23 protein-coding genes and 4 pseudogenes are annotated in these 23,231 nt (G+C 66.5%); 21 read left to right on the forward strand and 6 right to left on the reverse strand.

What is annotated here, in order from left to right:
* Positions 1-68 precede the first annotated feature (68 nt).
* Entirely contained in the window at positions 69-716 is a 648-nt protein-coding gene (locus ABEA43_RS61590) for a hypothetical protein (protein WP_345578058.1), read from the forward strand.
* Between the two features lie 204 nt (positions 717-920).
* Here the strand turns inward: ABEA43_RS61590 and ABEA43_RS61595 are convergent, their stop codons facing one another.
* Complete coding sequence (locus tag ABEA43_RS61595; RefSeq protein ID WP_345578148.1) at positions 921-1,811, reverse strand: recombinase family protein; 891 nt, start codon at positions 1,809-1,811, stop codon at positions 921-923.
* Positions 1,812-1,895: 84 nt separating this feature from the next.
* On the opposite strand from ABEA43_RS61595, the pseudogene ABEA43_RS68510 reads away from it, so the two are divergent.
* Together ABEA43_RS68510 and ABEA43_RS61600 are read left to right on the forward strand one after the other, a co-directional pair.
* Positions 1,896-2,132, forward strand: a pseudogene (locus ABEA43_RS68510) (group II intron maturase-specific domain-containing protein); the annotation flags it as partial.
* 314 nt (positions 2,133-2,446) lie between these two features.
* Positions 2,447-3,262: pseudogene (locus ABEA43_RS61600) on the forward strand (transposase); the annotation flags it as partial.
* 148 nt (positions 3,263-3,410) lie between these two features.
* Here the strand turns inward: ABEA43_RS61600 and ltrA are convergent.
* Both ltrA and ABEA43_RS61610 read right to left on the reverse strand, forming a co-directional pair.
* Positions 3,411-4,880: a group II intron reverse transcriptase/maturase gene (gene ltrA, locus ABEA43_RS61605; RefSeq protein WP_345578061.1), complete on the reverse strand. Its 1,470-nt coding sequence runs from the start codon at positions 4,878-4,880 to the stop codon at positions 3,411-3,413.
* Positions 4,881-5,797: 917 nt separating this feature from the next.
* Complete coding sequence (locus tag ABEA43_RS61610) at positions 5,798-6,349, reverse strand: helix-turn-helix domain-containing protein (RefSeq protein WP_345578064.1); 552 nt, start codon at positions 6,347-6,349, stop codon at positions 5,798-5,800.
* A gap of 65 nt (positions 6,350-6,414) precedes the next feature.
* Between ABEA43_RS61610 and ABEA43_RS61615 the strand changes: the two genes are divergently transcribed.
* From ABEA43_RS61615 to ABEA43_RS61640, 6 genes and pseudogenes are all read left to right on the forward strand, one after another.
* Positions 6,415-7,266: an alpha/beta fold hydrolase gene (locus ABEA43_RS61615; protein ID WP_345578067.1), complete on the forward strand. Its 852-nt coding sequence runs from the start codon at positions 6,415-6,417 to the stop codon at positions 7,264-7,266.
* A gap of 426 nt (positions 7,267-7,692) precedes the next feature.
* Complete coding sequence (locus tag ABEA43_RS61620; protein WP_345578070.1) at positions 7,693-7,854, forward strand: hypothetical protein; 162 nt, start codon at positions 7,693-7,695, stop codon at positions 7,852-7,854.
* A gap of 428 nt (positions 7,855-8,282) precedes the next feature.
* Positions 8,283-8,927, forward strand: coding sequence for a transposase (locus ABEA43_RS61625; RefSeq protein ID WP_345578073.1), 645 nt, complete (start codon positions 8,283-8,285; stop codon positions 8,925-8,927).
* A 285-nt stretch (positions 8,928-9,212) separates the two neighbouring features.
* Complete coding sequence (locus tag ABEA43_RS61630; RefSeq protein ID WP_345578076.1) at positions 9,213-9,491, forward strand: hypothetical protein; 279 nt, start codon at positions 9,213-9,215, stop codon at positions 9,489-9,491.
* A gap of 12 nt (positions 9,492-9,503) precedes the next feature.
* Positions 9,504-10,073, forward strand: coding sequence for a site-specific integrase (locus ABEA43_RS61635; RefSeq protein WP_345578079.1), 570 nt, complete (start codon positions 9,504-9,506; stop codon positions 10,071-10,073).
* 159 nt (positions 10,074-10,232) lie between these two features.
* A pseudogene (locus ABEA43_RS61640) lies at positions 10,233-11,061 on the forward strand (DUF4158 domain-containing protein).
* Positions 11,062-11,137: 76 nt separating this feature from the next.
* Here ABEA43_RS61640 and ABEA43_RS61645 read toward each other — a convergent pair.
* The 3 genes from ABEA43_RS61645 to ABEA43_RS61655 form a co-directional block, all read right to left on the reverse strand.
* Entirely contained in the window at positions 11,138-11,461 is a 324-nt protein-coding gene (locus tag ABEA43_RS61645; protein WP_345578082.1) for a TniB family NTP-binding protein, read from the reverse strand.
* Between the two features lie 270 nt (positions 11,462-11,731).
* Positions 11,732-12,310, reverse strand: coding sequence for a hypothetical protein (locus ABEA43_RS61650; RefSeq protein ID WP_345578085.1), 579 nt, complete (start codon positions 12,308-12,310; stop codon positions 11,732-11,734).
* A gap of 13 nt (positions 12,311-12,323) precedes the next feature.
* Complete coding sequence (locus ABEA43_RS61655) at positions 12,324-15,692, reverse strand: DNRLRE domain-containing protein (protein WP_345578088.1); 3,369 nt, start codon at positions 15,690-15,692, stop codon at positions 12,324-12,326.
* Between the two features lie 605 nt (positions 15,693-16,297).
* On the opposite strand from ABEA43_RS61655, the gene ABEA43_RS61660 reads away from it, so the two are divergent.
* From ABEA43_RS61660 to ABEA43_RS61715, 12 genes and pseudogenes are all read left to right on the forward strand, one after another.
* The gene (locus tag ABEA43_RS61660) at positions 16,298-16,885 is read left to right on the forward strand and encodes a recombinase family protein (protein WP_345578092.1); all 588 of its coding nucleotides are present in this window, start codon (positions 16,298-16,300) and stop codon (positions 16,883-16,885) included.
* A gap of 229 nt (positions 16,886-17,114) precedes the next feature.
* Complete coding sequence (locus ABEA43_RS61665) at positions 17,115-18,686, forward strand: Mu transposase C-terminal domain-containing protein (RefSeq protein WP_345578095.1); 1,572 nt, start codon at positions 17,115-17,117, stop codon at positions 18,684-18,686.
* Positions 18,687-18,715: 29 nt separating this feature from the next.
* Positions 18,716-19,336 carry an AAA family ATPase gene (locus tag ABEA43_RS61670; protein ID WP_345578098.1) on the forward strand — a complete coding sequence of 207 codons (621 nt, stop codon included), beginning with the start codon at positions 18,716-18,718 and terminating at the stop codon, positions 19,334-19,336.
* Between the two features lie 11 nt (positions 19,337-19,347).
* Complete coding sequence (locus tag ABEA43_RS61675) at positions 19,348-19,671, forward strand: TniB family NTP-binding protein (RefSeq protein ID WP_345578101.1); 324 nt, start codon at positions 19,348-19,350, stop codon at positions 19,669-19,671.
* Between the two features lie 142 nt (positions 19,672-19,813).
* On the forward strand, positions 19,814-19,981 hold the full coding sequence (locus tag ABEA43_RS61680) for a hypothetical protein (protein ID WP_345578104.1): 168 nt from the start codon (positions 19,814-19,816) through the stop codon (positions 19,979-19,981).
* Between the two features lie 92 nt (positions 19,982-20,073).
* Positions 20,074-20,874 (forward strand): hypothetical protein, encoded by an 801-nt coding sequence (locus tag ABEA43_RS61685; protein ID WP_345578107.1) that lies wholly within the window; start codon positions 20,074-20,076, stop codon positions 20,872-20,874.
* Positions 20,849-21,289, forward strand: a complete 441-nt coding sequence (locus tag ABEA43_RS61690; RefSeq protein WP_345578110.1) for a Tn3 family transposase — start codon at positions 20,849-20,851, stop codon at positions 21,287-21,289. Before ABEA43_RS61685 ends, ABEA43_RS61690 begins: the two co-directional genes overlap by 26 nt.
* A 52-nt stretch (positions 21,290-21,341) precedes the next feature.
* Complete coding sequence (locus tag ABEA43_RS61695; protein ID WP_345578151.1) at positions 21,342-21,536, forward strand: Tn3 family transposase; 195 nt, start codon at positions 21,342-21,344, stop codon at positions 21,534-21,536.
* Between the two features lie 94 nt (positions 21,537-21,630).
* A pseudogene (locus ABEA43_RS68515) lies at positions 21,631-21,681 on the forward strand (hypothetical protein); the annotation flags it as partial.
* Entirely contained in the window at positions 21,659-22,042 is a 384-nt protein-coding gene (locus tag ABEA43_RS61705) for a Tn3 family transposase (RefSeq protein ID WP_345578113.1), read from the forward strand. The pseudogene ABEA43_RS68515 and the gene ABEA43_RS61705, both read left to right, overlap by 23 nt.
* 163 nt (positions 22,043-22,205) lie before the next feature.
* Positions 22,206-22,634, forward strand: a complete 429-nt coding sequence (locus tag ABEA43_RS61710) for a MarR family winged helix-turn-helix transcriptional regulator (protein ID WP_345578116.1) — start codon at positions 22,206-22,208, stop codon at positions 22,632-22,634.
* Entirely contained in the window at positions 22,624-23,139 is a 516-nt protein-coding gene (locus ABEA43_RS61715; protein ID WP_345578119.1) for a hypothetical protein, read from the forward strand. Before ABEA43_RS61710 ends, ABEA43_RS61715 begins: the two co-directional genes overlap by 11 nt.
* Positions 23,140-23,231 lie beyond the last annotated feature (92 nt).

Raw genomic sequence — 23,231 nt, forward strand, 5'->3', positions numbered from 1 at the left:
TGGATCAAGACTTGTTTACCTCCCCAGGGTCCGACGAACCACTTCGTGGTGTCATGATCGGACCGCCCATGGGTGGCTACATCGCGCTGTGGGGCGAGGATGACGTCAGCTTCTGGCGGCTGTCCGGCTCACCGCCCAGCATGCTGGGGGCAGGTGCGATGATCCGGGTGGATGACGAGACCGGCCGTTATCGCGAGCTCGGCCTCCTCAACCGGGAGGCTGGTCTGCTGGTGCTGCGCGACCGTGAGCCGGGTCCGGGAGCGACGCCCGTGGTTCAGCTCGTTCCGCTAGCACCGGTCACGATGGAGGAGGCGAAGGCCGAGTCCGTGCGGGGCGACATCACCGTGGATGAGTGGCTCGGGGAGACGGCCGTTGCCGCCGCCACCCGTGGCGAGTGGCTGGCCATTCACCGGGGCAGCTGGCAAGGGCCCTTCGAGCCGATCGTCGTGGTCGAGCTCCTGCGGGACGCCGACGGCGCGTGGCAATCTGCGGTACGCGCGACACCGGTTCCAAGGGGCGCGGAGTTCTGGAGTGAGCATACGGTCGGGTCTGATTGGTTGGCTCAACAGATCGCGACACCGGCGAGCTACAAGGCGTTGAGCGACAGCGGGGTCATGGCCGTCGCGGCGTTCTTATCGTGGGGAATTCACCCGCTCATGCTCGGTATAACGTTCGGCCCGAATCCGCTCGGACCTTGGTCGGAGTCGGCTCGCTGACCGTCAGGTGGCACGTCGGCATGTCCGGCTAACTCAGCGCGCGTGCGCCGTGGCCGGTCTGGTCACGCCCTGGTCGTGCGTCTGGATCCAAAGGAGATGAGCTGTGCACAGCTGGTGATCGCGCTCACCGAGCGACACCAACGCCAACGCCCGCTGCACCGCTTTCAATGCCACCGGCGTCGCCCTCTACCAGGTCAGCATCGCTCAGGTCCTCGGCGACAGCGGCACCGCCATCGAACACGCCAGACGGTGAACCCCGCTGCCCATCCTCACCGCCGAGCGTGGGCCGCTACTGGGTGACGTCGCCAGAGCTTTTACCAGTGGGGCGACTCCCGCACTGCTACCAGGCGCTTCTGGCAGCCGAACGCGCTGCACCGGCCGAGGTCCGCTACCGGCCACCCGTGCACCGCATGGTGGCCGACCTGATGCACACAGGCCGATGCAGCGCGCTACCCAGACTCGACGCCTTCGCCCAGCGCATCGGGATTCCCGTTTAGGCCGCACGCGCGGAGTGCTGATCAGCTCACCCCCCGGCGACGTCGCCGTTGGCCAGCACGCGGTAAACAGTGGCGACCGAGGGGTGCGGCCCTTGTTCTTGCCGGTGGGGATGACGAGCTTGCGAGCAATGTCGGGCACGGCCACGCCTCGCTCGCGCAGCGACTGGGCGTAGGCGATCATATCGTCGTCGAACACCTGGGGCCGCCCGCCGTGGCGGCCGCGCTCGCGCGCCGAGGCCTGGCCCTCCAACGACTTTTCCCGGATGTACTCCCGCTCGGATTCCGCCATCCCGGCGAAGAACGCGAACAGGGCGGCGCCATGCCCGCTGGGGTCGTAAACGCCCTGCAGCGGGCCTGTGAGCAGTTCGAGCTCGATATCGTGATGGCGTAGTTCCTCGGCGATCGCCAGCAGTTCGGCGGCGCCGCGCCCCAGGCGTTTCATCTCGTGCGCAGTGAAGATCACCCGCTGGTGCGGAACGGCCTTCTTGATGGTGAGGGCGTATTCCATCGCCTTGGCGAACTCCGGCCGCACCTTGATCCGGGTACTGATCTTCTCGGAGAAGATCGGATCACAGCCTGCGGCCTCCAGCGCGTCCAGTTGGGCTTGGTGCTGTCACCGGCCAAGACCCAGATCGTCCATCTTGCAGACGGGTTCGACTTCCTCGGCTTCCGCATCGTTTGGATGCGCAAGCGGGGAACGGACAAGTGGCACGTCTATATCTTCATCGCCGACAAGCCGGTCGAGACGCTGAAGCGGAAGATCAAGGCACTAACCCAGAGGTTGTCGCATCTCGACTACAAGATCGCGCTGATCCAGATCAACCGGATCCTGCACGGCTGGGCCAACTACTTCAAGCACGCAGTCGCCAAGCACACCCTGCAACGCCTGCACACCTTCGTCTGGTGGCGGCTGATCCATTGGGTGATGCACCCGGCACCGCATGACGTGGACGGCCATCCAGCGATGGCTCCGCACTCCGCAAGGACACTGGAAGCCCATCGAACTGGACGGGATCAAACTGTTCGACCTCGGCAGAGTCACGGTCTCTCGTTACCGCTACCGGGGCATCAACGGGATCTCCAACCCTTGGCCGGAGGCCCTGACCGGTCCGCTTCCAACGGCATGATCTCGTGGAGAGCCCGGTGCGGTGAGAGTCGCACGCCGGGTTCGGCGGGCGGGTCGGGGAAACCCATCGGGAGTAATCCCGGCAGGGCGCCCCGGCCCGACCCATCAATTTCTGCGACCAGACCCTCGCTGAGGTTCGCTCCCACAGTGCCTGCTGGGCCACGGTCAACCCGCCCCGGTCTGCCGGCGTTCGCGAACAGAGCACCCGTGAGCGCTGGCGGCAGATCCATGACCTGCTGGGCAAGAGCGTCGGCCTCCTGGAGTGCGCCCGCCGGCTGAACGTGTCCCTCAACACCGTCAAGCGCTACGCCCGCACCCGCGAGCCCGAGGCTTTGCGCCGCGCTCCTCGCTACCGGCCCACTCTCGTCGATCCTTACCGTGATCACCTGCGCGAGCGGCGCGCCGCCGACCCGGCCGTTCCCGTGCAGCAGTTGTTCCGCGAGATCAAAGAGCTCGGCTACACCGGCAGCCTCAACCTGCTCTACCGCTACATCACCCAAGGCCGAGCCGAAGGAGAGCGGCCCGTCATCACCCCGCGCCGCCTGGCCCGTCTCCTGCTCACCCACCCCGACCGGCTGCGTGAAAGCGACACCCAACTGCTACAGGAACTCACCGCCGCCTGCCCCGAACTGGCCGAACTCGCCCGCCATGTCCGCAGCTTCGCCGAACTCCTCAGCCCAGCCGAAGGCAACGACGCCAAGCTCGCCGCCTGGATCACCACCCTCCGAGCCGCTGATCTACCTCACCTGCACGGCTTCGCCAACGGCCTCGAACTCGACCGCGACGCCGTGAACGCCGCCCTTACCCTCCCGCACCACAACGGCCGAACCGAAGGCGTGAACACCCGCACAAAGAGGATCATGCGCCAGATGCACGGCCGCGCTGGGTTCGACCTATTGCGTCACCGCATCCTGCTGCAGTGAAGATCGCTTAACGCCACCACCGATTACGGGACAGAGTCGAGTCGGCTTGAGGCGCGGTGCCCAGATTTCCCTGAACCCGTCTCCTCAAGCCGCTCGCCGAACCCGCCGTGCGCCTCTCAACGCAACGGGCTCTCCACGGTTTCTGCCGTCATGCGGGTGTGGCCCAGGGGTTGGGGATCTTGTTGCTCCGCCAGCGATATCGGGTGACCGTGACCTTGGCGATGTCGAACAACTCGGTCCCGTCCGTCGCCGTGATGGGCAGCCACCGCCCGGTTGGGGTGGTGAACTGGCGTCGGACGTCCTTCCAGCTCCAGCAGTGCCGGACTTGCAGCATCCGGATCAGCCTCCACCACACGAACTGGTGAAGGGCGGAGAACCGGTCTTTGGCCACGGCGTGCTTGAAGTAGTTGGCCCAGCCGCGCATGATCTGGTTGAGCCTGATCAGCACGGACCTCAGGTCTTGTTGTGACTTCCTGTGGGTCAGGGCACGGATCTTGGCCTTCAACGACCGGATGGGCCGGTCAGCAATGAAGGTATAGACGTACCACTTATCGGTTCCCCTCTTGCGGCGCCACTGGATGCGGAACCCCAGAAAGTCGAACCCGTCGCTCAGATGCACGATCTGGGTCTTGGCCGGTGACAGCCGCAGTCCGATCGGTTCCAGCACTTTCGCGACGTCCTCGCGCACCACTTGCGTGTCGTGCTGGGTCCCATGGACCAAGACGACGAAGTCGTCGGCGTAGCGGACCAGCCGCCATGTCGGCCGACCCTTGCGGCGGCGGTGTCCGCGTTTGCCCTCGCTCGACATCGTCCCGCCGGGCTTCCATGGCTCCATCAGGTGCTCATCGAGCACCGACAAGGCGATGTTGGCCAGCAGCGGAGACAGGATGCCGCCCTGCGGCGTCCCGGTCGTGGTGCTCTTGTTCTCACCGAGCTCAGTCAAGATCCCGGCTTTCAAGAACGCTTTGACCAGTGCCAGAACGCGTTTGTCCTTCACCCGGCGACGCACCCGCTCCATCAGGGCCGTGTGGTCGATCCGGTCGAAGCACGCCTCGACGTCCGCATCCAGCACCCACCGATAGCCTCGGGTGCCGAAATGATGAATCTCAGCGATCGCATCCTGAGCACGCCGGTTGGGCCGGAACCCATAAGAAACCGGCTCGAGGTCAGCCTCGAAGATCGGTTCCAGCACGAGTTTCAGCGCGGCCTGCACGACCCGGTCGGCCACCATCGGAATCCCGAGGGCACGGACCTTGCCTGCCCCACCCGGTCTGGGAATCTTGCGTTCTCGCACCGGCAAAGGCCGGAACGAACCATCCTTCAGGGAGGTTCGCAGGTCGTTCAGGAACCCCGGAACACCGATGCGCTGCTCGACGTCGGTGGCCGTCAGGCCGTCCACGCCGGGAGTGCGTGCTCCGCGGTTGCCCGCAACCCGATCGAACGCCACCAGCAGCGTCGCCGGGTCATGCACGAAGTTGAACAGGTCGTCAAACAGGCGGCCAGGATCAGCCGCCGCCCAACGGTGAAGCTTGGCCTGCATCTCCGATACCCGCCGAGTCGGCCCCAGTGGAACCGCCTTTGGCCAGGCGCCGCCATTCAGCGGCGCGTCTTTCGGCATTGCAGCCTCCATCCCTTCTCGAAACCGCTGCCGCCCTTCGCCATGTGACCGGCTCTCCCGATCTCGGACTACTACGGCGGCTCCGCCCCACCCAGCCCGTTCAGTGGTCGCTGCACCTATCCCGGCCAGTGGGCTGGATGCCCATGGCCTGGAGTTGCGACCGGGTGGTTCCCGTGTTCACTGTGATTCGCTCGACGAAGGAGGAGCCCGACTTTGTCCCTGCGGCCTCGCCATGAGTACGCCGCAGACCTTCCTCATGGCCTCCCTGCCAGCAATGGCAAACCAGCCCAGGAGTTCCCCGCCAGCCTCGGCCCGCGGGTGCGCGCCGCGTCCTGCCCAGATCCGCCAGGTTCGAGCAGGCGTCCAGTGGAGGGACGTAACGACGTCGGTTCCTCTCGTACTCCTCTCCATCACGCTCACCGGACCCCCACCATCTGGCAGTACTGGCACGTCCCGGCTTTGTCAGGGCTGCTCCCGCCCTCCCCGGCATCACCCGGATCAGGCTGCCCTCAGCTACACCGACCTGCTGCGACAGGCCGAAGGCGAAGGTCTCCCACCTCCGCTCAAATCACAGCGCCTCACGGCGCACGCCGAAAACTGGACACACCCCCCGAGCCCGGAATGGCGATGTTTGTGCCGGTAGAGTCGAAGAAGTCCTCACAGAAGGCCCGGGCGTGCTCGATCGAGTCGAAGTACCCGGGGAAGTCGAAGCGGTACTTGAGGGTCTTGTTGTGAACACGAACGCGGGAGGTGGAGAAGCGATGGCGCTCCGCTGAACGCGGTGCTGTGTGAGAGATGGAGGTTTGTTGGCCCTCCAGAGCCGCTCTGCGGGGAGAGGCTCTAAACCACCCCAGGGTGTTGGTCATCGCTGGTGATAGTTACGAGAAGAAATGGTCGCTGGGCCAGGTGCTGAACAGCTAGCGACCGGGTCCGTGCGCCCGGCGATTGCTCGTAGGGAAGAAGATCGCGCTGAGTAGATACGGTGTGCGGCCCGACGCGGGCGTGTTGGCCAGCCGGTCGCGCACTACCGCGAGCAGGTCGGCCATCATCTCGGTGAGCTCGTCTGGGCTAAGCCACAGCGTGCCCTGCCGGTAGGAGACCGTGTCGGCGGTGGGGTCGGCGCCGTCGCGGTCCAGGTAGGCGTTGAACTCGGCGATCAGGACGGCCATGGACGCGGTGAATGCCCGGCGGTGGTCGTCGAGCGACATCGCGGCGGCGGCGTCAGCGTCGATTGTGGGCCGGTCTTGACACAGCCGGTAGCGGCGCTCGACGGCGCCGCGTACCCGCTGCTCGCCGTCCACCTCCAGGAACCCTCCCTCGGTTAGCTGTGCGACCTGGCGGTAAACCGTGATCTTCGGCACCTCGGGCATGCGGGCGCACATCTGCGCGATCGTCAGCGTGCTTGCTGCGGACAGGGCATGCAGGATGCGCAGCCGCACCGGATGCAGCAGCTGCTTGACAGGGTCCATGGCCCAACGATTTCATATACGATACTATTATCCAAAATGAAAACGTTGAGGCGGAGGTGGGTGGCATGCGGGAAGTGCCGGGGCGGAGGGTGCTCGTCAACGGTCGGCACGTCTATGTCGAGGAGTCCGGCCAGGGGCCGGATCATGTGGTCTTCGAGGCAGGCATGAGCTGCGGTCGGACGTGCTGGGATCCGATCCTGCCGCTATTGGCGAACCAGGCGCGGCTGGTGGCCTATGACCGCGCCGGCCGCGCGCGCACCGGCAGCCACGCCCAGCAGTGGAGCGTCGACGACATGGCCGCCGACCTCGTCGCGATGGTCGAGGCCGCCGTCAGCGGCCGGTTCGTGCTCGTCGCGCACAGTATGGGCGGCCTGATCGCGCGGCGCGCGGCCGAGAGCCTGGAGGGCCGGCTCCAGGGACTGCTGCTGATCGACCCGACCCCGGAAACCGCCCCGATGTACGACACCTGGGACCAGATCGCCAAGCAGATCGACCGCAACTTGGCCGTGGCGCAGAGGCTCACTTACGTCCGCCCACTGGCCGGGCTGGCCGGCCGCAACATTCGGGGCCTGTTCTCCCGAGACACCTATAAGACCATCGTCCGCGAGGACTTCACCCCCGCCGGCGTCGCGCAGATGCGCAACGAGAACGGTGCCGTGCTCGGCGCCATCCGTCAGTACCGCATCCAGCCGCCCCGTTCCCCGAAGTGCCCGACCATACTGCTGGCCGCCACGCGTCCGCCAGCGAGCACACCGCGCGGGCAGCGACTGGCCGAAGGCCGCGTGCACCAGCGCGGTTATGTCGAGAACCTGCCCGACGGACACTACGAGGAGGTCGACTCAGGGCACTTCATACAGGCCGAGCAACCACACCTCGTCGCCGACCGGATACGCCAACTCCTCGGGCGCAACTCCTGATCACGAGGCCGCCATAACTCATTACCCTTACCCTTGAGTCTTTGTATCGCTGCGTGACGCCGGTTCCGGCGTGAAATGCAGTGCTGACCCGCCTACCCGAAGGGTCCGGCTGCCGTGCGAGGTTCGATCGGTTTCGGCGATCGTCGTGGTGGTGCAGGGTTCCTGCGTCACGATGGTCGGGCGCGCAGCCTGCGACGTCGAGTGAACTTGGCGCGGTAGAGCCCGTCCTTGAGTCTGACGCCGGGTACCGATCTTTCTAGGCTATTCCTTGTCGCTACGTGCACGCGGGCCAGATTTTCCGCTCGCCCCGGTACCCCGGGCGGCGTGCTCCGTACCCCCGATCAGGAATGAGGCCACGTGGAGGATGTTGAGGACGAGCCACTGTACCTGGGCCGGGTATGAGGGCTGGACGTCGCCAAGGGCCAGGTGGATGCGTGTATTCGGGTGCCCGACGACAAGAACCCCAAGCGCCGCGCTCAAGAGGTCCGTACGTTCGGCGCCACCAAGAGAGAACTGCTCTCGCTGGCGGACTGGCTGCGCATGCACAGCGTCACCGATGTCGCGATGGAGGCAACGGGCGACTACTGAAAGGCGCCTTTCTTCCGGTTGGAGGCCGAGGGCTTCGACTGCGTTCTGGCCGACGCTAAGCAGGTCAAGCATCTACCTGGGCGGCCGAAGACCGACAAGGCCGACTGCGTTTGGCTGGCCAAGGACTTCGAGCGAGGCATGATCACAGCCTGTTTCGTGGCCACCAAAGGAGTTCCGGACGATCCGGCTGCATACCCGCTACCGGCGGAACCTGACCAAGGATCGGACCAGGAAGAAGCAGCAGGTGGAGAAGCTGCTCGAGGATGCTCTGATCAAGCTGTCCTGCGTGCTGACCGATGTGCACGGCGTGTCCGGCCAGGCGATCATGGAAGCGCTCATCGCGGGCCAGAAGGACTCGCGGACGCTGGCAGAACCGGCGGTTGGTCGGGCCCGCAGCAAGGTCCCCAAGCTGGTGGAGGCCCTTGACGGTGCCGACACCTTCCAAGAGCATCACGCGTTCCTACTGCGCAAGATGCTGGACCGCATCGATCGCCAGAGCGCCGACATCGACGACGTCGACGACGTCACCGCGCAGATCGACGTTTCTCCTGGCCCTCTACGAGGAGCAGCTCACCCAGATCGACTCGGTTACCGGATTCGGGCGACGCAGCGCCCAGGACCTACTCGCCGAGATCGGCATCGACATGTCCAGGTTCCGCACCGCTGCCCACCTGGTGTCGTGGTCCGGCTTCTGCCCGCTGATGAAACAGTCGGCCGGCAAGCTCATCGGCCGCAACGCCCGCACCAAGGGCAACCGGTACATCGGCGCCGTGCTCGGCGAATCGTCCACAGCAGCCGGACACACCAAAACCCGGCTCGGAGCCCGATACAGATGCCTGGCCAAACGCCGTGGCAAGCCCAAGGCCCAGGTCGCCACCGGCAACACTCACCTCAAGATCATCCATAGTCTGCTGTCCAATCCCGGCATGCGCTACGAAGACCTCGGCCCCGACTACTACGAGACGCGGATGCACCACCCCAGGCAGGTTCGCAACCACGTCAAGAGCCTGGAGCGCCTCGGCTACACCGTCACACTTGACGCCACCCACCCAACGGAAGAAGAGGTGGCCTAACCCTCAGACCTCAACCGATACCCGGCTCCGCTGACGCTCCGCCGGGTGCTGCCGCGCGCCCAGCTGAGGTTCTATTTTCGGGCCAGTTCCTTCGGGGTTCTTCGGTCTCTTTAGCCCGAGGACCTGGGGCTATCTGCTGGCGCTCCGGCTTCTTCGGTTGTTGATGAGATTGCGGGGATTTTGAAGGTCTATCGTCCTGGTCATTCGTCTTGCTGTGATGGTGAAGGATCTTCGGATGGCGCGGGCCCGGCCACCACGGAGGACCTGGAGGCGCTGGAGACCGACGTGCTGGCCGGGTTCGTGCTGGCCCAGGCGGCAGCGGGACTGTCGGACGGGACGATCTCCTCCGACGTGGTGCATCTGGAGCAGGCACGGGCCTGGTTCGGCCGGCCGCTGTGGGAGATGGACCCAGCCGACGCCGATGCGTACTTCGGCAAGGTGCTGGGCTCCGCTGCGAAGGGCACCCGGCTGGCCCGGGCACAGGCGATCAAGACGTTCTTCCTGTTCCTGGAGCTGCGTCACAAGGTCGAGATTCACCAGATGACCGGCCGCGTGGTCGAGTGACCGATCGATGAGATGAACCGGCCGCGTGGCGGTCCGCTGGGCAAGCTGCGTATCCCGCCCACCGTCGAGCAGGTGAGCCGGTTGTTCGCCGGGTGGCGGCAGGAGCTGACGAGTTGCCGGAAGTTCGCCCCGACCGCCCGCAATTACACCGCCTGCCGCCTGATGTCCGAGGTCGGGCTGCGCGTGAACGAGGCGTGCAAGCTGGACCTGGCCGACATCAAGTGGGATCTGGGCCGCTTCGGCAAACTGCACGTCCGTCACGGCAAGGGCGCCCGCGGGTCGGGACCGCGCGAGCGGATGGTGCCGCTGATCAACAATGCCGCGGCGACACTGCGCTGGTTCGTCGAGGACGTGTGGGGCCAGTTCGGCGACGACCACCCCCGGCCCGGAGTGGCGCTGCTGCTATCGGAGCGCAAGAACACCGACGGCTCAGTGGCCCGCGTCGGCGACGAGACGCTGCGGGCCGCGCTGGCCAAGGCCGCCGCCGCGCACCTGCCCGAATGGGCTGACGTCCTGACCCCGCACGTGCTGCGGCACTTCTGCGTCTCCCAGCTCTACCAGCAGGGCATGGACGGCCCTTGAGCAGCAACCAATCGGCCAGTGGCGGTAGCGGGTTACACGCGGGCAGGGTTACCGCCATCTGGCGCGCCGATACAGGCGGGCGGCACGCTGGCGATGGACTGGGTAACGGTTCAACTACTGACGGTTGGTTGAGGGCTGGTAGGCCTTACTTTGCGGCGTATGCCGGTGGTGGAGTTCCTGACTGATGGCGAAGCGTCTGCGTACGGCCGGTATGCGGAGGTGCCGTCGCGGGCGGACCTGGAGCGGGTGTTCTTCCTCGATGACGAGGATCGGGCGCTGATCGAGCGTCGTCGTGGTGAGCACATGAAGGTCGGCTTCGGCCTTCAGCTCGTCACCGTTCGGTGGGCCGGGACGTTCCTGGAGGATCCGCTGGACGTGCGGACCTCGTCGACTTCGTGGCCGAGCAGCTCGGCATCGCCGATCCGTCGTGTGTGAAGCGATACACCGAGCGGACCAAGACGCGCTTCGACCATCAGTGGGAGATCGGCGGGTGTACGGCCTGCAGGAATTCGGGACCGTGGAGACGGAGCTGCGGGCGTGGGTGGCGGCCCGCTCATGGACGACGGGGGACGGCCCGAAAGCGATCTTCACCGACGCGGTGGGGTGGCTGCGGGATCGCGATGTGCTGCTGCCGGGGGTGACGACGCTGGCGCGGCTGGTCACGCATGTGCGCGATGAGACGACTCGGCGGTTGTGGGGCGTGCTGGAGGGACTGTTGACGGTGGGCCAGCGGTATGTGCTGGACCAGTTGCTGGAGGTGCTGCCGGGCTCGCGGGTCTCGGATCTGGAGCGCTGGCGCAAGGGCTCGGTCCCGCGCGGGTCCGGGCCGACGATTATCAAAGCGCTGGATCAGGTCGCGGAGGTCATGGGGCTGGGCATGAGTGAGTTGGGCGCCGACCATTTGGTGCCGCCGCGCCGGTTGGCTGTAAGTTCCGGCGATAAATGGCCAGGAATCTCCGGCGCTACGTGGCCAGACATGATCCTTTGACGGCAAAAGGACGGCCCCGCCATGTGGCGGGGCCGGGGGTGTCGATGTGGTGGGTCGCGGGTTCGAGGCGGGAGGCTCACATGACGCCGATGATCAGGTTCTCGCGGGCGGCTTCGACGACTTCCTTGGTCACGGTGGTGAGCTGGTTGATCTCCAGCACGCGTTCGATCTGGTCGACGAGGCGGGTGATGAGGCGGAAATTGCCGCTGGTGATGCGGGTGATGGCGGCGATGGCCTCGGTGGTGGCGAAATCGTCGCTCGCGCCGAAGCCGAGGTGGGGCCACTTGCGGTCCAGGACGTGAGCCTGTTCGTCGATGGACAGGGGCTTGTAGTGGTGGATGAAGCCGACCCGGGAGTAGAGCTGGGGGTAGCGGGCGAGGCGCTTTTCGATGCCGGGCATGCCGATGAGGATCACGCCGATGCCGGTGCGGTCGTGGTGGTCGCGGAGTTGTTCGAGCCCGGCCGTTTGAGCCGGTCGGCTTCATCCACGATCAGGAGCTCGGCACCGGTGGAACTGGTTCCCGGTGCAGGGTTGTCGCCGTTGCCCCGGCCGGTCTGCAGACTTGGAGGGGGGCCTGCGCGCAGAGCGGCAACGACCTGGATCACATGCGGAGCCGGTCACGAATGGCACACACGAGTTGCGCCTGACTGGCCATGTTGTGGCCGGGGGTCACCAAAGAAGGGTGGGTTCGCCTCCCTCGTTCACGAGGCGACTGATCCGATCCACGATGCTGTAGTTGAGGCCGAGGCGTAGGGCTGGTTCACCATGGCCGATGTCGGCAGTGACCAAGGGTGTCACGCCGTCTATCCGGAAGAGGGTCTGCGTCGACCGATGTGATAACCGCACCTCCAAGAGGTCGCCGCTCCAGGAACGTCCGTAACTCGTCCAGGGGTCCACCCCATAGGCCATCATTTTCATGATCCAGGCATGTTGGAGCAGGGACGGGTCGTCGTCGTCGGGCATGCCGAGGGTCCCATCGTCCGCTGGGGCCGCGCGGAGCGGGACGCCTTGCGCGGCGAACGTGTCGCGCAAGGCGTCCCGCGATGAGAGTGAGTAGTCCACATGGCAATCGACGGCGGAGCGGCCGGCCGGTATGACCGTGCACTGGCCGCTGTCGCCGTCGAGCCGGATCGACGCGAAGGTCAGGCCGTCGTCGGCGTTCGCCCGCTGCGTCGCCGCCAGGTTGTACAGCAGGCGCAGACGTGCGATCAGCTCGGGCTGGTCCTCGTCCCAGGCGTCGATCCGCATGTGAAGTCCTAGATCATCCGGGGACCGGCAGGAGAACCGCTCCGAAAGAGTGCTTCATCCAGGGAGGGCACAGCCACTGGTTGTTGCGAGTTTCGCAAAACGCGGTGACGACCCCAAAGGTGCCCTGGTATTTGCTCGACTGGGTATTGAAGTCCACGACCGTTCTGGTGTCCCGCTTTTCTGACACGTAGCACTCCTTCCACCACAGGAAGCCGTCGCACTCATGGCGGTAAGCCGTCGCCAGATAGTGGTAGCGCGTCATGATGAAGCTGTCAGGGGCTATGCCCCGATGCGGGTGTTTGGTCATCTGATGCGCGGACATGACATTCAGGTCATGCTTCTGCACGATCTTAACATTGCCGAAGCCCTCGTCACGGGCCATGTCCCAATAGCCCTTGCGATAGTTGATCCGTTTGCCGTCCTGACTGTCCCAGTAGGTCATAAGATCGAAGGCGCCCGGAGGCTCCACGGCGAGGGCGCTGGTCGCCGGGGTCGTGGCGTTGTCCCCGGCGACGTCGGCCGATTGCCACTTGGACCACGTGCCGACGGCACCGCCCGTCGTGGCGCGAGCCCGCCAGGTCACCTGTTTGCCGGTGACCTGGCCGGGCGGAATCTGAAGGCGCGCCACCGTGCCTGCCGCCACACTGTTCACGACGCCGGACCACAGGAGCTTCGAGTTTTCCTTGGCCGCGCTCCGGACCTCAATGGTCACGTCGGAGGTCACGCGCTGCGCGTCATCCAGCTCAACCATCAAGGTGCGCCCGTCGGGACGGGTCCAGGCACGCTGGACGGTGGGCGCGTCGGCCTTCACGGCGGTCTTGCCGGCTCTCTGGGCGCTTGCCCAGTATTCGCCGAAGCTCCAGTCGTAAGGGTTCATCGTGTTGCCCGCCGCGTCCTTCGCCGTGGACACCGTGACGACCATGAAGGAGTCCATCCACGGCTCGGACGGGGTGAATGTCGCAACGGTGCCGGCCGCGTTCATGCTGACCGAGCCCGGTACCTCCTCTTCGAACTGCAGGTCGTAGACGGATATCTGCGTGCCGGTCACCGGCTCGCTGAACGTCACGGTGACGGGCGAATCCGCCGGCACGCCGGTCGCCCCTTCAGCCGGATTGACTGTCACAACGGTGGGCGGAGTCGTGTCGCCGGTGGTCGGTGTCGGTGTCGGGGAACCGCTGCCTGCGCCGCCGGCGATGGTCACCTTGAGCACGGGAGCCTGCGTGCCCTCCGACGCTTCGAAGCCGCGGTCGTACATCGTGGCTGTGGCTGCCTCGTCTGCGGCTCGCAGCAGCACACCGTGGTTGGGCTGTCCTGACGCCCACGCCTGGGCAATGCCGGTCATCTGCCAGGACCAAAGGGCTGGCTCGGCGGGACAGGCGCTGGTTTCGGTGGCGCTGCTCTCTCCGTCGGCGGTGGCAGCCGGTTGGTTGCCCCAGTCGAGCGTTGGGGCATCCCAGGCGCTGGTGACACGCTGCGCCTTGATCGCCCCGCCGCACCCGTAGGAGGCGTTGTTCCACAGTTCGAGCCGTGCGTCCGTGATGGTCTTGCCGGCGAGAGCCGCCGTGTCGAACTTCAAGTACGTGCGCTCGGTGACGGAGAAATCTTCGGCGTCGTACTTACCCGCCCACAGGGTCTGATCACTCGGCCCAGAGGAGCCGAAATCGTCGATCCAGGTGTCCACCTGCAGCGGCAGGGTGATGGTCTGCCCGCCCGACGTGGGTGAGGGGGACGGTGAGGATGTCTCCTCCGGCGGTTCGCCGTCTTGGAGTTCGTAGTACTTCGGTGACGCCTCCCAGTCGCCTGAGAGCGGCCACTCGGTTGCCGCCTCTGTCAATGACGCTTCCCGTGTCACCTGACCGGTCTGCGCGAACTCGGACAGATCTTCCTCGCGCATGCCTGGGATGTTGAGCAAGGAATAGAAGTCGTAGGACGTGCCGTCGAGCGGGACCGAGGCCGCGCCCTGATAGGTCACGAACTCGACGCGCTGCGGACCGGGGTGGGTGAACTGGATGAAGAGCACAGGTCCAGTCGCGGCGCTCTCGGAAGAGCGGTACATCCGCCAGTTGGTCGTGTCCGACTCGTCCGTCGCGCGTAGCTGGAAACCATAGTCCGCAGCGCCGTTCGCCCAAGTTTGGACGATGTTCTCCACCGAGTAGTAGAGCTCGGCCTCGGCGCAGCCCGGGTCGCCGGTGGCGGTTCCCAGCACGACCGCCCCGGTCGTGGTGGTCGAGGGCTGGGTGGACATGGTCAAGGTGCTCGACGCCCAGTCACTCGTGATGCGGCGCACCTGGATGCCCGACCCCACCGAGGAAGCGCACGTGTTGGACTTGTAATTCCACAGGCGCAGGTCCGCATTCATAATCGTCGCGCCGCGCAGTGGTAGTCCCGCGTTGAAACGGATATACGTTCTGGCGGTCTTCGAACCGCTGCCGAATTTGCCCGCGTGGAGCCACGTGGCCGTCGTCTGCGAGTTCGGATAGTCTGAACTGATCATGGTGTCGACTTTGAGCCCGGCGCCCACCCAGTCGGACACGGCGAGCGTCACCGGGTAGCTGATCGCGTCGTTGGCGAGAAACTTCTGATCCGGCCGCAGAATCAGCGTGCTTCCAGCGCTGGTCTGCTGAATTTCTACGGGGACCGCTGAGGTGGCGCCGGAATCCGGCGTTTCGAGGGATTTGGCGTCGCCCAGCCTCAGCGGCGGTGACGTGGCCAGAACTTTGCCGTCGGAACCGACCAGGTCGAGCCTGCCGCCGCTGGCCTTGCGGTACTTCTGGCCCTGGGAAAGAGCGACCGGAATAGAGATCTCAAGGGCCTTGCTCGGCCTCTCGCGCAGCACCACCGCCTGATTGAAGCCAGTAGGGGTGGCGGTCAGGACAAGGTCTCCGCCGGGAACAGCGTTCCGGTAGACGGCCTGGTTACCGTTGATCTCCGGGCTCGGGAGGGCCTGCGCCCAACCGATCGTGCGGGAGGTCGTGCCGTCATTGAAGGTGGCGAGGGGCCCGGTACCACCGGGTGAAAGGGTGGTCTCGTACTTGGCGGCCTTCGGTTTCAGGCGCCCGTTCTCGAGGGCGAGAGTGGTGTCGACCGGGACGTAATCCTGCCCTCTCTTGACACGGATAGGACCGGCATGCATTTCGACGGAGAAAGAGCCGTCGGGCATCGCGTAGAGCGTGGAATCCTCACGTCTCGCGGATACCACCTCCACCGGCGAGCCCTTTTTCTTGGCGGCGTCAACGGTGGCGGTGAGGTCGCTTCGCGTTTTGCTCGGCGGGGGTTCGGCGGTAACCGGACTCCCGTTGACGAGGAATGCTGTGGCCGCGAGGATGAGCCCCGATGCGAGTGCGAGCGTGCGATGTCTGTCCGATAACAAGGTACTGCTCATGCGGTTTTAACCTCCGCTAGGGGTAAACGGCACGAGCAAGATTACCTTCATTGCTATCTTAATGTCTATTTTACAATGTGTGGGCCGAATGGATAGAAACCAAAAAGTTAACTCTTGACGTTTTCGCCATTCTCGAGGTGAAATTTCAGCAGCCGGAGACGTCGGTCCGGACGGGTCGGGGGAAATGGCGTACGTCCGCCTGGAAAATGTCTCTCCGGGCGGTGGTGTTGACGGTGATCAAAAAGGGAGTCCAGGTAGGATGATCACCTTGGATTGGATCATCGTCAATACCCGAGAACCTCGCGACTGCCGGAATATTGTTCTGGTGTGCCGGTTTGCCTTGGGTTCGAACGTCAGGCGCCGGGCGGTTGCCGCTGCCATGCTTCGCGTCCAGGGCATTGCAGTCCGGGCGTGAAGCCCTGCTTGGGGTTTGGGTTTGAGTGCGCGTTCGGCGACCGACCCCCTTCGGAGTGTCCGTTAGGGGAACCTCCACCGGACACCGCCGATCAGGAACTGGTGAAGATCCCGACCAGCGGCGGAGCCGTCTCATATAGGTGGTCCGGTGAAGTGTCCGGTGAAGGGGTGTCAAACGTTACGCTGCTGCGGTGACCGCCACCTTGATCGGCTACGCCCGCTGCTCCACCGACGAACAAGATCTCACCGCCCAACGCCAGATCCTGCTCGGCCTCGGCGTCGCCGACGAACGCATCTACCTCGACCACGGCCTGACCGGTACCAACCGCGCCCGTCCCGGCCTCGACCAAGCCCTGGCCGCCGTCCGCGCGGGCGACACCCTGGTCGTCCCCAAACTCGATCGGCTGGCCCGCTCCGTCCCCGACGCCCGCGACATCGGCGACTCCCTCGCCAACCGCGGCATCAAACTCTCCCTCGGCGGCACCCTGTATGACCCCACCGACCCGATGGGGAAGATGTTCTTCAACATCCTGGCCACCTTCGCCGAATTCGAAGTCGACCTGCTGCGCATGCGCACCCGCGAAGGCATGGCCGTGGCCCGCGCCAAGGGCAAGCTCAAGGGCAAGAAACCCAAGCTGACCGCCCGCCAGCAAGGCGAGCTGTGCCGGATGCACGCCAGCGGCGACTACACCATCGCCGACCTGGCCGAGCTCTTCACCGTCTCCCGGCCCACCGTCTACCGGGTCCTGGACCGCGCGAAAGCCCAGCAGAGCGCATGAGCGGCAGCCCGGCCGGCGAACCCAGCTCTACGCTGGCCAGGCAGTTCAGGATCAGCGACGAGAGCGTGTACGGCTACCTGCGGCCCCAGCCGGTTGCTGCCTCTGCCGGCGACCGCTGCCGGCGACCGCGCATGACTGTGTGAACTGTCGGCGAGTTTCGTGAGCGGGGCGGGAATACTCCGGACGGGACCAGCGCAGTGAGGTCATGGCGGTCAAGAAGGGTCGGTTGATGGAAGCAGCCGCGCAGAATGGGGACAATGGGGACTCCGCCGCGCTGACGGGCTTCAGCGAGGCTCAACGCCGGGCGGCGATCGAGCGCTGGCGGCTGCTGCGGCCCCACCTCGAAGACGATGTCCCGCTGGCCCACGTCGCCGCCTCATGCGGAGTTCCCGAGCGGACGCTGCGCCGCTGGCGTGCCGCCTACCGAACTGGCGGCCTGGCCGCTCTGGTGCGCCGGCCGCGCGCGGACCGCGGCCGGGTCAAGATGCCCGAGCCGTTGCGGCTGCTGATCGAGGGCCTGGCGCTGCGTCCGCCCCGCAGAAGTGTCGCGGTGATCCACCGGCAGGCCGCCAGCGTCGCCACCGCACAGGGGTGGCCGGTTCCCGGCTACTCCACCGTGCACGAGATCGTCCGCAACCTCGGTCCGGCGCTCGTCGCGCTCGGGGTGGAGGGCACCAAACGCTACCGGGAGGTGTATGAGCTGGTGCATCGCAGGGAGGCATCCAAGCCGAACCAGGTCTGGCAGGCCGACCACACCGAGCTGGATCTGTGGGTCGTGGACCCCAAGGGCCGGCCGGCCCGGCCGTGGCTGACCGCCATCGAGGACGACCACTCCCGCGCGATCGCCGGGTACGCGGTCAACCTGGAAGCGCCCTCGGCGCTGTCCACCGCGCTGGCCTTCCGGCAGGCGATCTGGCGCAAAACCGAACCGGGCTGGCACGTGTGCGGCATCCCCGAGGTGTTCCACCTCGACCACGGCCCGGATTTCACCTCCTCGCATCTGGAACAGGTGATGGCCGACCTGCGGGTGCGGCCGATGTTCAGCAAGAAGGGCCAGCCGCACGGCCACGGCAAGATCGAACGGTTCATGGAGACCATGAACCAGATGTGCCTGGCCCACCTGCCCGGCTACGCCCCCAAGGGCAGCAAGGACCGCGCCGCCCAGGCCAAGCTCACCCTGACCGAGCTCGACGCCGCGATCGGCCGATTCATCCGCGAGGTCTACAACCTGCGGCCGCACTCCGAAACCCGCCTCCCGCCGCAGGCCCGGTGGGAGGGCGGCGCGTTCATCCCGCGCATGCCCGACTCCCTGGAGCAGCTGGACCTGCTGCTGTGCACCGTCGCCAAGCCGCGCAAGGTGCACACCGACGGCATCCAGTTCCTGGCCCTGCGCTACATCGACCCGGTCCTGGCCGACTACGTCGGCGAACAGGTCACCATCCGCTACGACCCCCGCGACATCACCGAGATCCGCGTCTACCTGCGCCACCCCGACGGCACCGACAACACCTTCCTGTGCCGGGCGATCTGCCCGGAACTGTCCGGCGAGACCGTCAGCCTCAAAGAGATCACCGCCGCCCGCAACGCCCGCCGCAAACAGCTGCGCGGCTGGCTCGCCACCCGCAGCACCGTCGTCGACACCCTGCTGGCCCTGCACGACGAACCGCTGCCCGCCGCCTACCCCGCAACGACCGGGCTGCGCCAGTGGAACACCTCCGACCAGGCCGCCACCACTCACGACACAGGCGACACTCCTACCCCTGCTGACGGTCCGCGACTCAAACGCTACTGGAATGAGTGAGCGGCGCTCCGGCCGGAAAGACACCCGGCGTGGATGAGCCCTCTGCCCCAGGCGACAGCACTCCCGACCCTCACCCAGCCCCGCCCCCGGCCAGCCCGCCCAGCGCCCCCGGCCCCACGGCACGCGCCTACACCACCGACCGTCCCGCGCCCGGCCCCGCCCCGGCGAACCGATCCGAGCCGGCGCCCGCGCCGCTCATGGTGACCAAGGAGCACCGCAGATTCGGCGAGTTCGCCGAAGCCGTCCGCCGCAAGCGCTACATCGGCCTGTGCTACGGCGGCCCCGGCGTCGGCAAGACCGAATCCGCCCGCGCCTACACCCGCTGGGACCAGCTCGCCCCGCACCTCAACGGGCAGGGATCGGCCGCCGCTCCCGAGGCCGACGACGTCCTGGCCGTCCGCGCCGTCATGTACACCCCCAAAGTCCACAGCACCCCGGACAAACTCGACAAAGAGATCTCCCTGCTATGCGACCGGCTCGGCCGCACCGTCGACCTCATGCTGCAGACCGGCCGGGGCAACGGCGACAACCCTCCACCAGGAACCAGCTCCACCGGTGCCGAGCTCCTGATCGTGGACGAAGCCGACCGGCTCAAACGGCCGGGCTCGAACAACTCCGCGACCACCACGACCGCACCGGCATCGGCGTGATCCTCATCGGCATGCCCGGCATCGAAAAACGCCTCGCCCGCTACCCCCAGCTCTACTCCCGGGTCGGCTTCATCCACCACTACAAACCCCTGTCCATCGACGAACAGGCTCACGTCCTGGACCGCAAATGGCCCCACCTCGGCCTCGGCGCGAGCGACGATTTCGCCACCACCGAGGCCATCGCCGCCATCACCCGCATAACCAGCGGCAACTTCCGCCTCATCACCCGCCTCGTCGACCAGATCGAACGCGTCCTGGAGATCAACCAGCTCACCACCGTGACCAAGGAAGTCGTCGAAGCCGCCCGCGAGAACCTGATCATCGGCGTCATGTGAGCCTCCCGCCTCGAACCCGCGACCCACCACATCGACACCCCCGGCCCCGCCACATGGCGGGGCCGTCCTTTTGCCGTCAAAGGATCATGTCTGGCCACGTAGCGCCGGAGATTCCTGGCCATTTATCGCCGGAACTTACAGGTTGGCGGAGCTGGCCAAGTACGGGATGAGCGCGGATGCCTCGCAGATCCGCCGCCATCGCGATGGCCGCCGGTTGGCGACGCTGCTGGCCACGGTCGCGTTCTTGGAGGCCAAGTCGGTCGACGACACCCTGGAGTTGCTGGACCTGCTGATGAGGCCGAGCTGCTGAACAAGGCGCAGACGGCCGCGGACAAGGACAAGGTCCGCAAGCACCCGAAGCTGGCCAGAGCCTCGGCCCGGCTGGCGGTGGCGGTGGAGGCGTTGTTCGACTCCGACTCGTGGGGCGGTGAGGAGGAAGAGCCGCGGGTGTCGGAGGTGTGGGAGGCGATCGAGGCGGTGATCTCGCGGGCGGAGCTGCGGGCCGCGCTGGTGCTGGTGAATGAGAACGTACTGCCGGCCGACGCGGCAGATCCTGAGGACTGGCGCAGCGAGCTCATCGGCCGCTACAGCACGGTATCGGGGCTGTTGAAGCTGCTGCCCAAGGTGATCAGTTTCGGCGCGAACGCGGAAGGCGCCCCGGTGCTGGCGGCGATGCGGCGCCTGCCCGGCGTGCTGGCCTACCGCGGCCGGCTGCCGGCGCCGCTGATCCCCGCCCGCCTGATCGAGGCGGCCGTGGTGACCGGCCCGTGGAAGCGCCTGGTGTTCGGCCACCCGGCTTTCGAGGACGGCGGCGCGGTGAACAGGCACGCGTATACCTTCTGCCTGCTGGAGCAGTTCCATCGGCATCTCAAGCGCCGCGAGATCTACGCCGAGGCCTCCACCAAGTGGCTCACCCCCCAGGCCCGGCTCCTGGACGGCGAGACGTGGGAGGCGGTCCGGCCGGACGTGCTCACCGCGCTCGGCCTGCCGGAGGATCCGCAGGCGCTGCTGGCCGGCCACGCTCGCGCGCTGGACGCCACCTACCGGGAGGTCGGCGACCGGCTGGAGGCCAACGCCGAGGTCCGCATCGATGACGCCGGAAAGATCCACCTGACCGGCGTGAAGGCCAATCGAGGAGCCGCCGTCGCTGATCGACCTGCGCAACCGCACCACGGCGATGCTGCCGCGGGTGGACCTTCCTGAGGTCATCTTGGAGGTGATGAGCTGGGAGCCTCAGCTGGTGGAGGCGTTCACCGCGGTGTCGGGCGGCCGCTCCTGGCTGGAGGACCTGCCGACCTCGGTCGCGGCGTGCCTGGCCGCGCAGTCCATGAACGTCGGTTACCGGCCGATCGCCAAAGCCGCCGTGCCCGCCCTGCAGCGCTCGCGCCTGTCGCACGTGTTCCAGAACTACTTCCGGCCCGAGACGCTCAGCCTGGCCGACGCGCCGCTGGTGGCCTGGCAGGCCGGGCTGCCGCTGGCACAGGCGTGGGGCGGCGGCATGGCCGCTGCGGTCGACGGGATGCGGTTCGTGGTCCCGGTGCCGGCCGCCTTCGCCCGTCCCAACCGCAAATTCTTCGGCTCCAAGCGCGGTATGACCTGGCTCTGCCCCAGTAAATGATCAAGGAATCGGGCGAGGCGCGAAGATCGCGACCGGGACGGTTCGCGACTCCCTGCACATGGTCCACGTCAGCTTCGGGCTGGATGGCAGGGAACTGCCCGAGATCGTCGAGTCGGACACCGGATCTTATAGTGACCTGACCTTCGGCCTGCTGGAACTGCTGGACATCTCCTACCGGCCCGCGCTGGCGGACCTGCCCGACCGGAAAGGCTGGCGGATCGAGCCGGCGCCGATTACGGGCCACTGAACACCTTCGCCCGCGGGCGGATCGACCTGCGCAAGGTGGCGCGGATGTGGCCGGACATCCTGCGGGTGCCGCCTACGGCCGGATCTTCAAATCGATGCACATCCTCGCCTACATCGACGTGGATGAGACCTATCGCCGCGATATCAAACACATCCGCAACCTGCAGGAAGGGCGCCACGCCCTGGCGCGCAAGATCTGCCACGGCAAGAAGGGCGAGCTCTACCACCGCTGCGCGCGCGGGGCTGGAGAATCAGCTCGGCATGCTCGGGCTCGTCCTGAATTGCGTCGTTTTGTGGATGACTGTGTATCTGGATGCGGCGGCGCGGCAGTTGCGGGCACAGGGCTACCCGGTCCGCGAGGAGGACATGGCCCGCTTGTCGCCGTTCGTCAGCCGGTACCTGGGCGTGCATGGTGCCTACAGTTTCCTGCTTCCCGAGCTGGCCCCCGGAGCAATCCGCAGCCTGCGCGATCCGGATGCCCCCGATGTCGACGATGACGAGATCTGACAACTTCTGGCCCCGTTTCCTCGCATCACTTCGCCCGCATCGATGGCGATGCCCAGGTGGCCTGACCGTCGGCCCGTGCCAGACGGCCCGGCCGGAAGCCCAGCACCCGCACCTCGCCGGTCACTGGTTGTACAGCACAACCATCTAGTTGTATGGTCGAACCATGGCGGATGATCGTGAACTCCAGGAGGCCGTGGCGCGCTTCGTGCGGGCCTTCGGTCTCCATCAGCCGGACCAGACCCCATGCGGGCAGCCCATCCCGACCTCGGAGGCGCACGCACTGGGCGAGCTGGCCAGGGACGGCGCGTTGCGCCAAAGCGAGCTGGCGCATCGGCTGCGGCTGGAGAAGAGCACCACCAGCCGGCTGGTCACCCAGCTGATCAACCGCGGCTGGGCCGAGCGCACTCCCGCACCCGGCGACGGGCGCGGGGTGCTGGTCCAGCTCACCCCGCACGGGGTGCAGGCCGCGGCCCGGCTGGCCGAGGCCCGAGCCAAGCGGTTCTCCGCCGTTCTCGACCGTGTTCCCGAGGGCGAACGCATCGACGTGCTGCGCGCCCTGACGACCCTCACAAAGGCCATCGATGAAACCTAAGAATCGACGTGTCCAGGCGCTGATCGCGGCGCTCGCGCTCGTCGTCGTCGCCACGACCGCGTACGTGCTCATCAGCCGCAACGAGCAGCAGGCGCTGGCCGCCCGACAGGCCGAGATCGCGGCCAGGAGCCGCCAGGTGATGCCGTTCGATCTGGAGCGCACCACGCACCGCTTCGCCAAGGCCGCCGACGGCGGCGTGCAGACCGTCACCTCCGAGGACCCGGCCGACGCCGAACAGGTCAGGCTGGTTCGCGAGCACCTGACCGAAGAGGCGGCGGGCTTCAGCAAGGGCGACTACGGCGATCCCGCCTCCATCCACGGCGGCCAGATGCCGGGCCTGCGCGAGCTCGAACAAGGCCACGACCGCATCGACATCCGCTACACCGAACTGCCCGCCGGCGCCCGAATCACCTACACCACCGCCGACGCCTCCCTGGTCAAGGCGTTGCACACATGGTTCGACGCCCAGGTCACCGACCACGGCCGGCACGCCGAACACGGCTGAGCCCCCGCTCCTGCACGTTCTCTTCCACCGGACCCGTACATCCCCCTTATACCTAGCCGGGGTAGGGTTCCTCTCGCTCCTCCAGATACCCA

The sequence above is a fragment of the Nonomuraea rosea genome, from assembly GCF_039539705.1.
Classification (GTDB): Bacteria; Actinomycetota; Actinomycetes; order Streptosporangiales; family Streptosporangiaceae; genus Nonomuraea; species Nonomuraea rosea.

Excerpts from the sequence above, each read along its gene's own strand:
- ABEA43_RS61590 (WP_345578058.1), top strand. The coding sequence starts at position 69 with ATGGGTGGCTACATCGCGCTGTGGGGCGAGGATGACGTCAGCTTCTGG.
- ltrA (WP_345578061.1), bottom strand. The coding sequence starts at position 4,880 with ATGCCGAAAGACGCGCCGCTGAATGGCGGCGCCTGGCCAAAGGCGGTT.
- ABEA43_RS61610 (WP_345578064.1), bottom strand. The coding sequence starts at position 6,349 with ATGGACCCTGTCAAGCAGCTGCTGCATCCGGTGCGGCTGCGCATCCTG.
- ABEA43_RS61615 (WP_345578067.1), top strand. The coding sequence starts at position 6,415 with ATGCGGGAAGTGCCGGGGCGGAGGGTGCTCGTCAACGGTCGGCACGTC.
- ABEA43_RS61635 (WP_345578079.1), top strand. The coding sequence starts at position 9,504 with ATGAACCGGCCGCGTGGCGGTCCGCTGGGCAAGCTGCGTATCCCGCCC.
- ABEA43_RS61645 (WP_345578082.1), bottom strand. The coding sequence starts at position 11,461 with ATGCCCGGCATCGAAAAGCGCCTCGCCCGCTACCCCCAGCTCTACTCC.
- ABEA43_RS61650 (WP_345578085.1), bottom strand. The coding sequence starts at position 12,310 with ATGCGGATCGACGCCTGGGACGAGGACCAGCCCGAGCTGATCGCACGT.
- ABEA43_RS61655 (WP_345578088.1), bottom strand. The coding sequence starts at position 15,692 with ATGAGCAGTACCTTGTTATCGGACAGACATCGCACGCTCGCACTCGCA.
- ABEA43_RS61665 (WP_345578095.1), top strand. The coding sequence starts at position 17,115 with ATGGAAGCAGCCGCGCAGAATGGGGACAATGGGGACTCCGCCGCGCTG.
- ABEA43_RS61675 (WP_345578101.1), top strand. The coding sequence starts at position 19,348 with ATGCCCGGCATCGAAAAACGCCTCGCCCGCTACCCCCAGCTCTACTCC.
- ABEA43_RS61690 (WP_345578110.1), top strand. The coding sequence starts at position 20,849 with ATGCTGCCGCGGGTGGACCTTCCTGAGGTCATCTTGGAGGTGATGAGC.
- ABEA43_RS61705 (WP_345578113.1), top strand. The coding sequence starts at position 21,659 with ATGAGACCTATCGCCGCGATATCAAACACATCCGCAACCTGCAGGAAG.
- ABEA43_RS61710 (WP_345578116.1), top strand. The coding sequence starts at position 22,206 with ATGGCGGATGATCGTGAACTCCAGGAGGCCGTGGCGCGCTTCGTGCGG.
- ABEA43_RS61715 (WP_345578119.1), top strand. The coding sequence starts at position 22,624 with ATGAAACCTAAGAATCGACGTGTCCAGGCGCTGATCGCGGCGCTCGCG.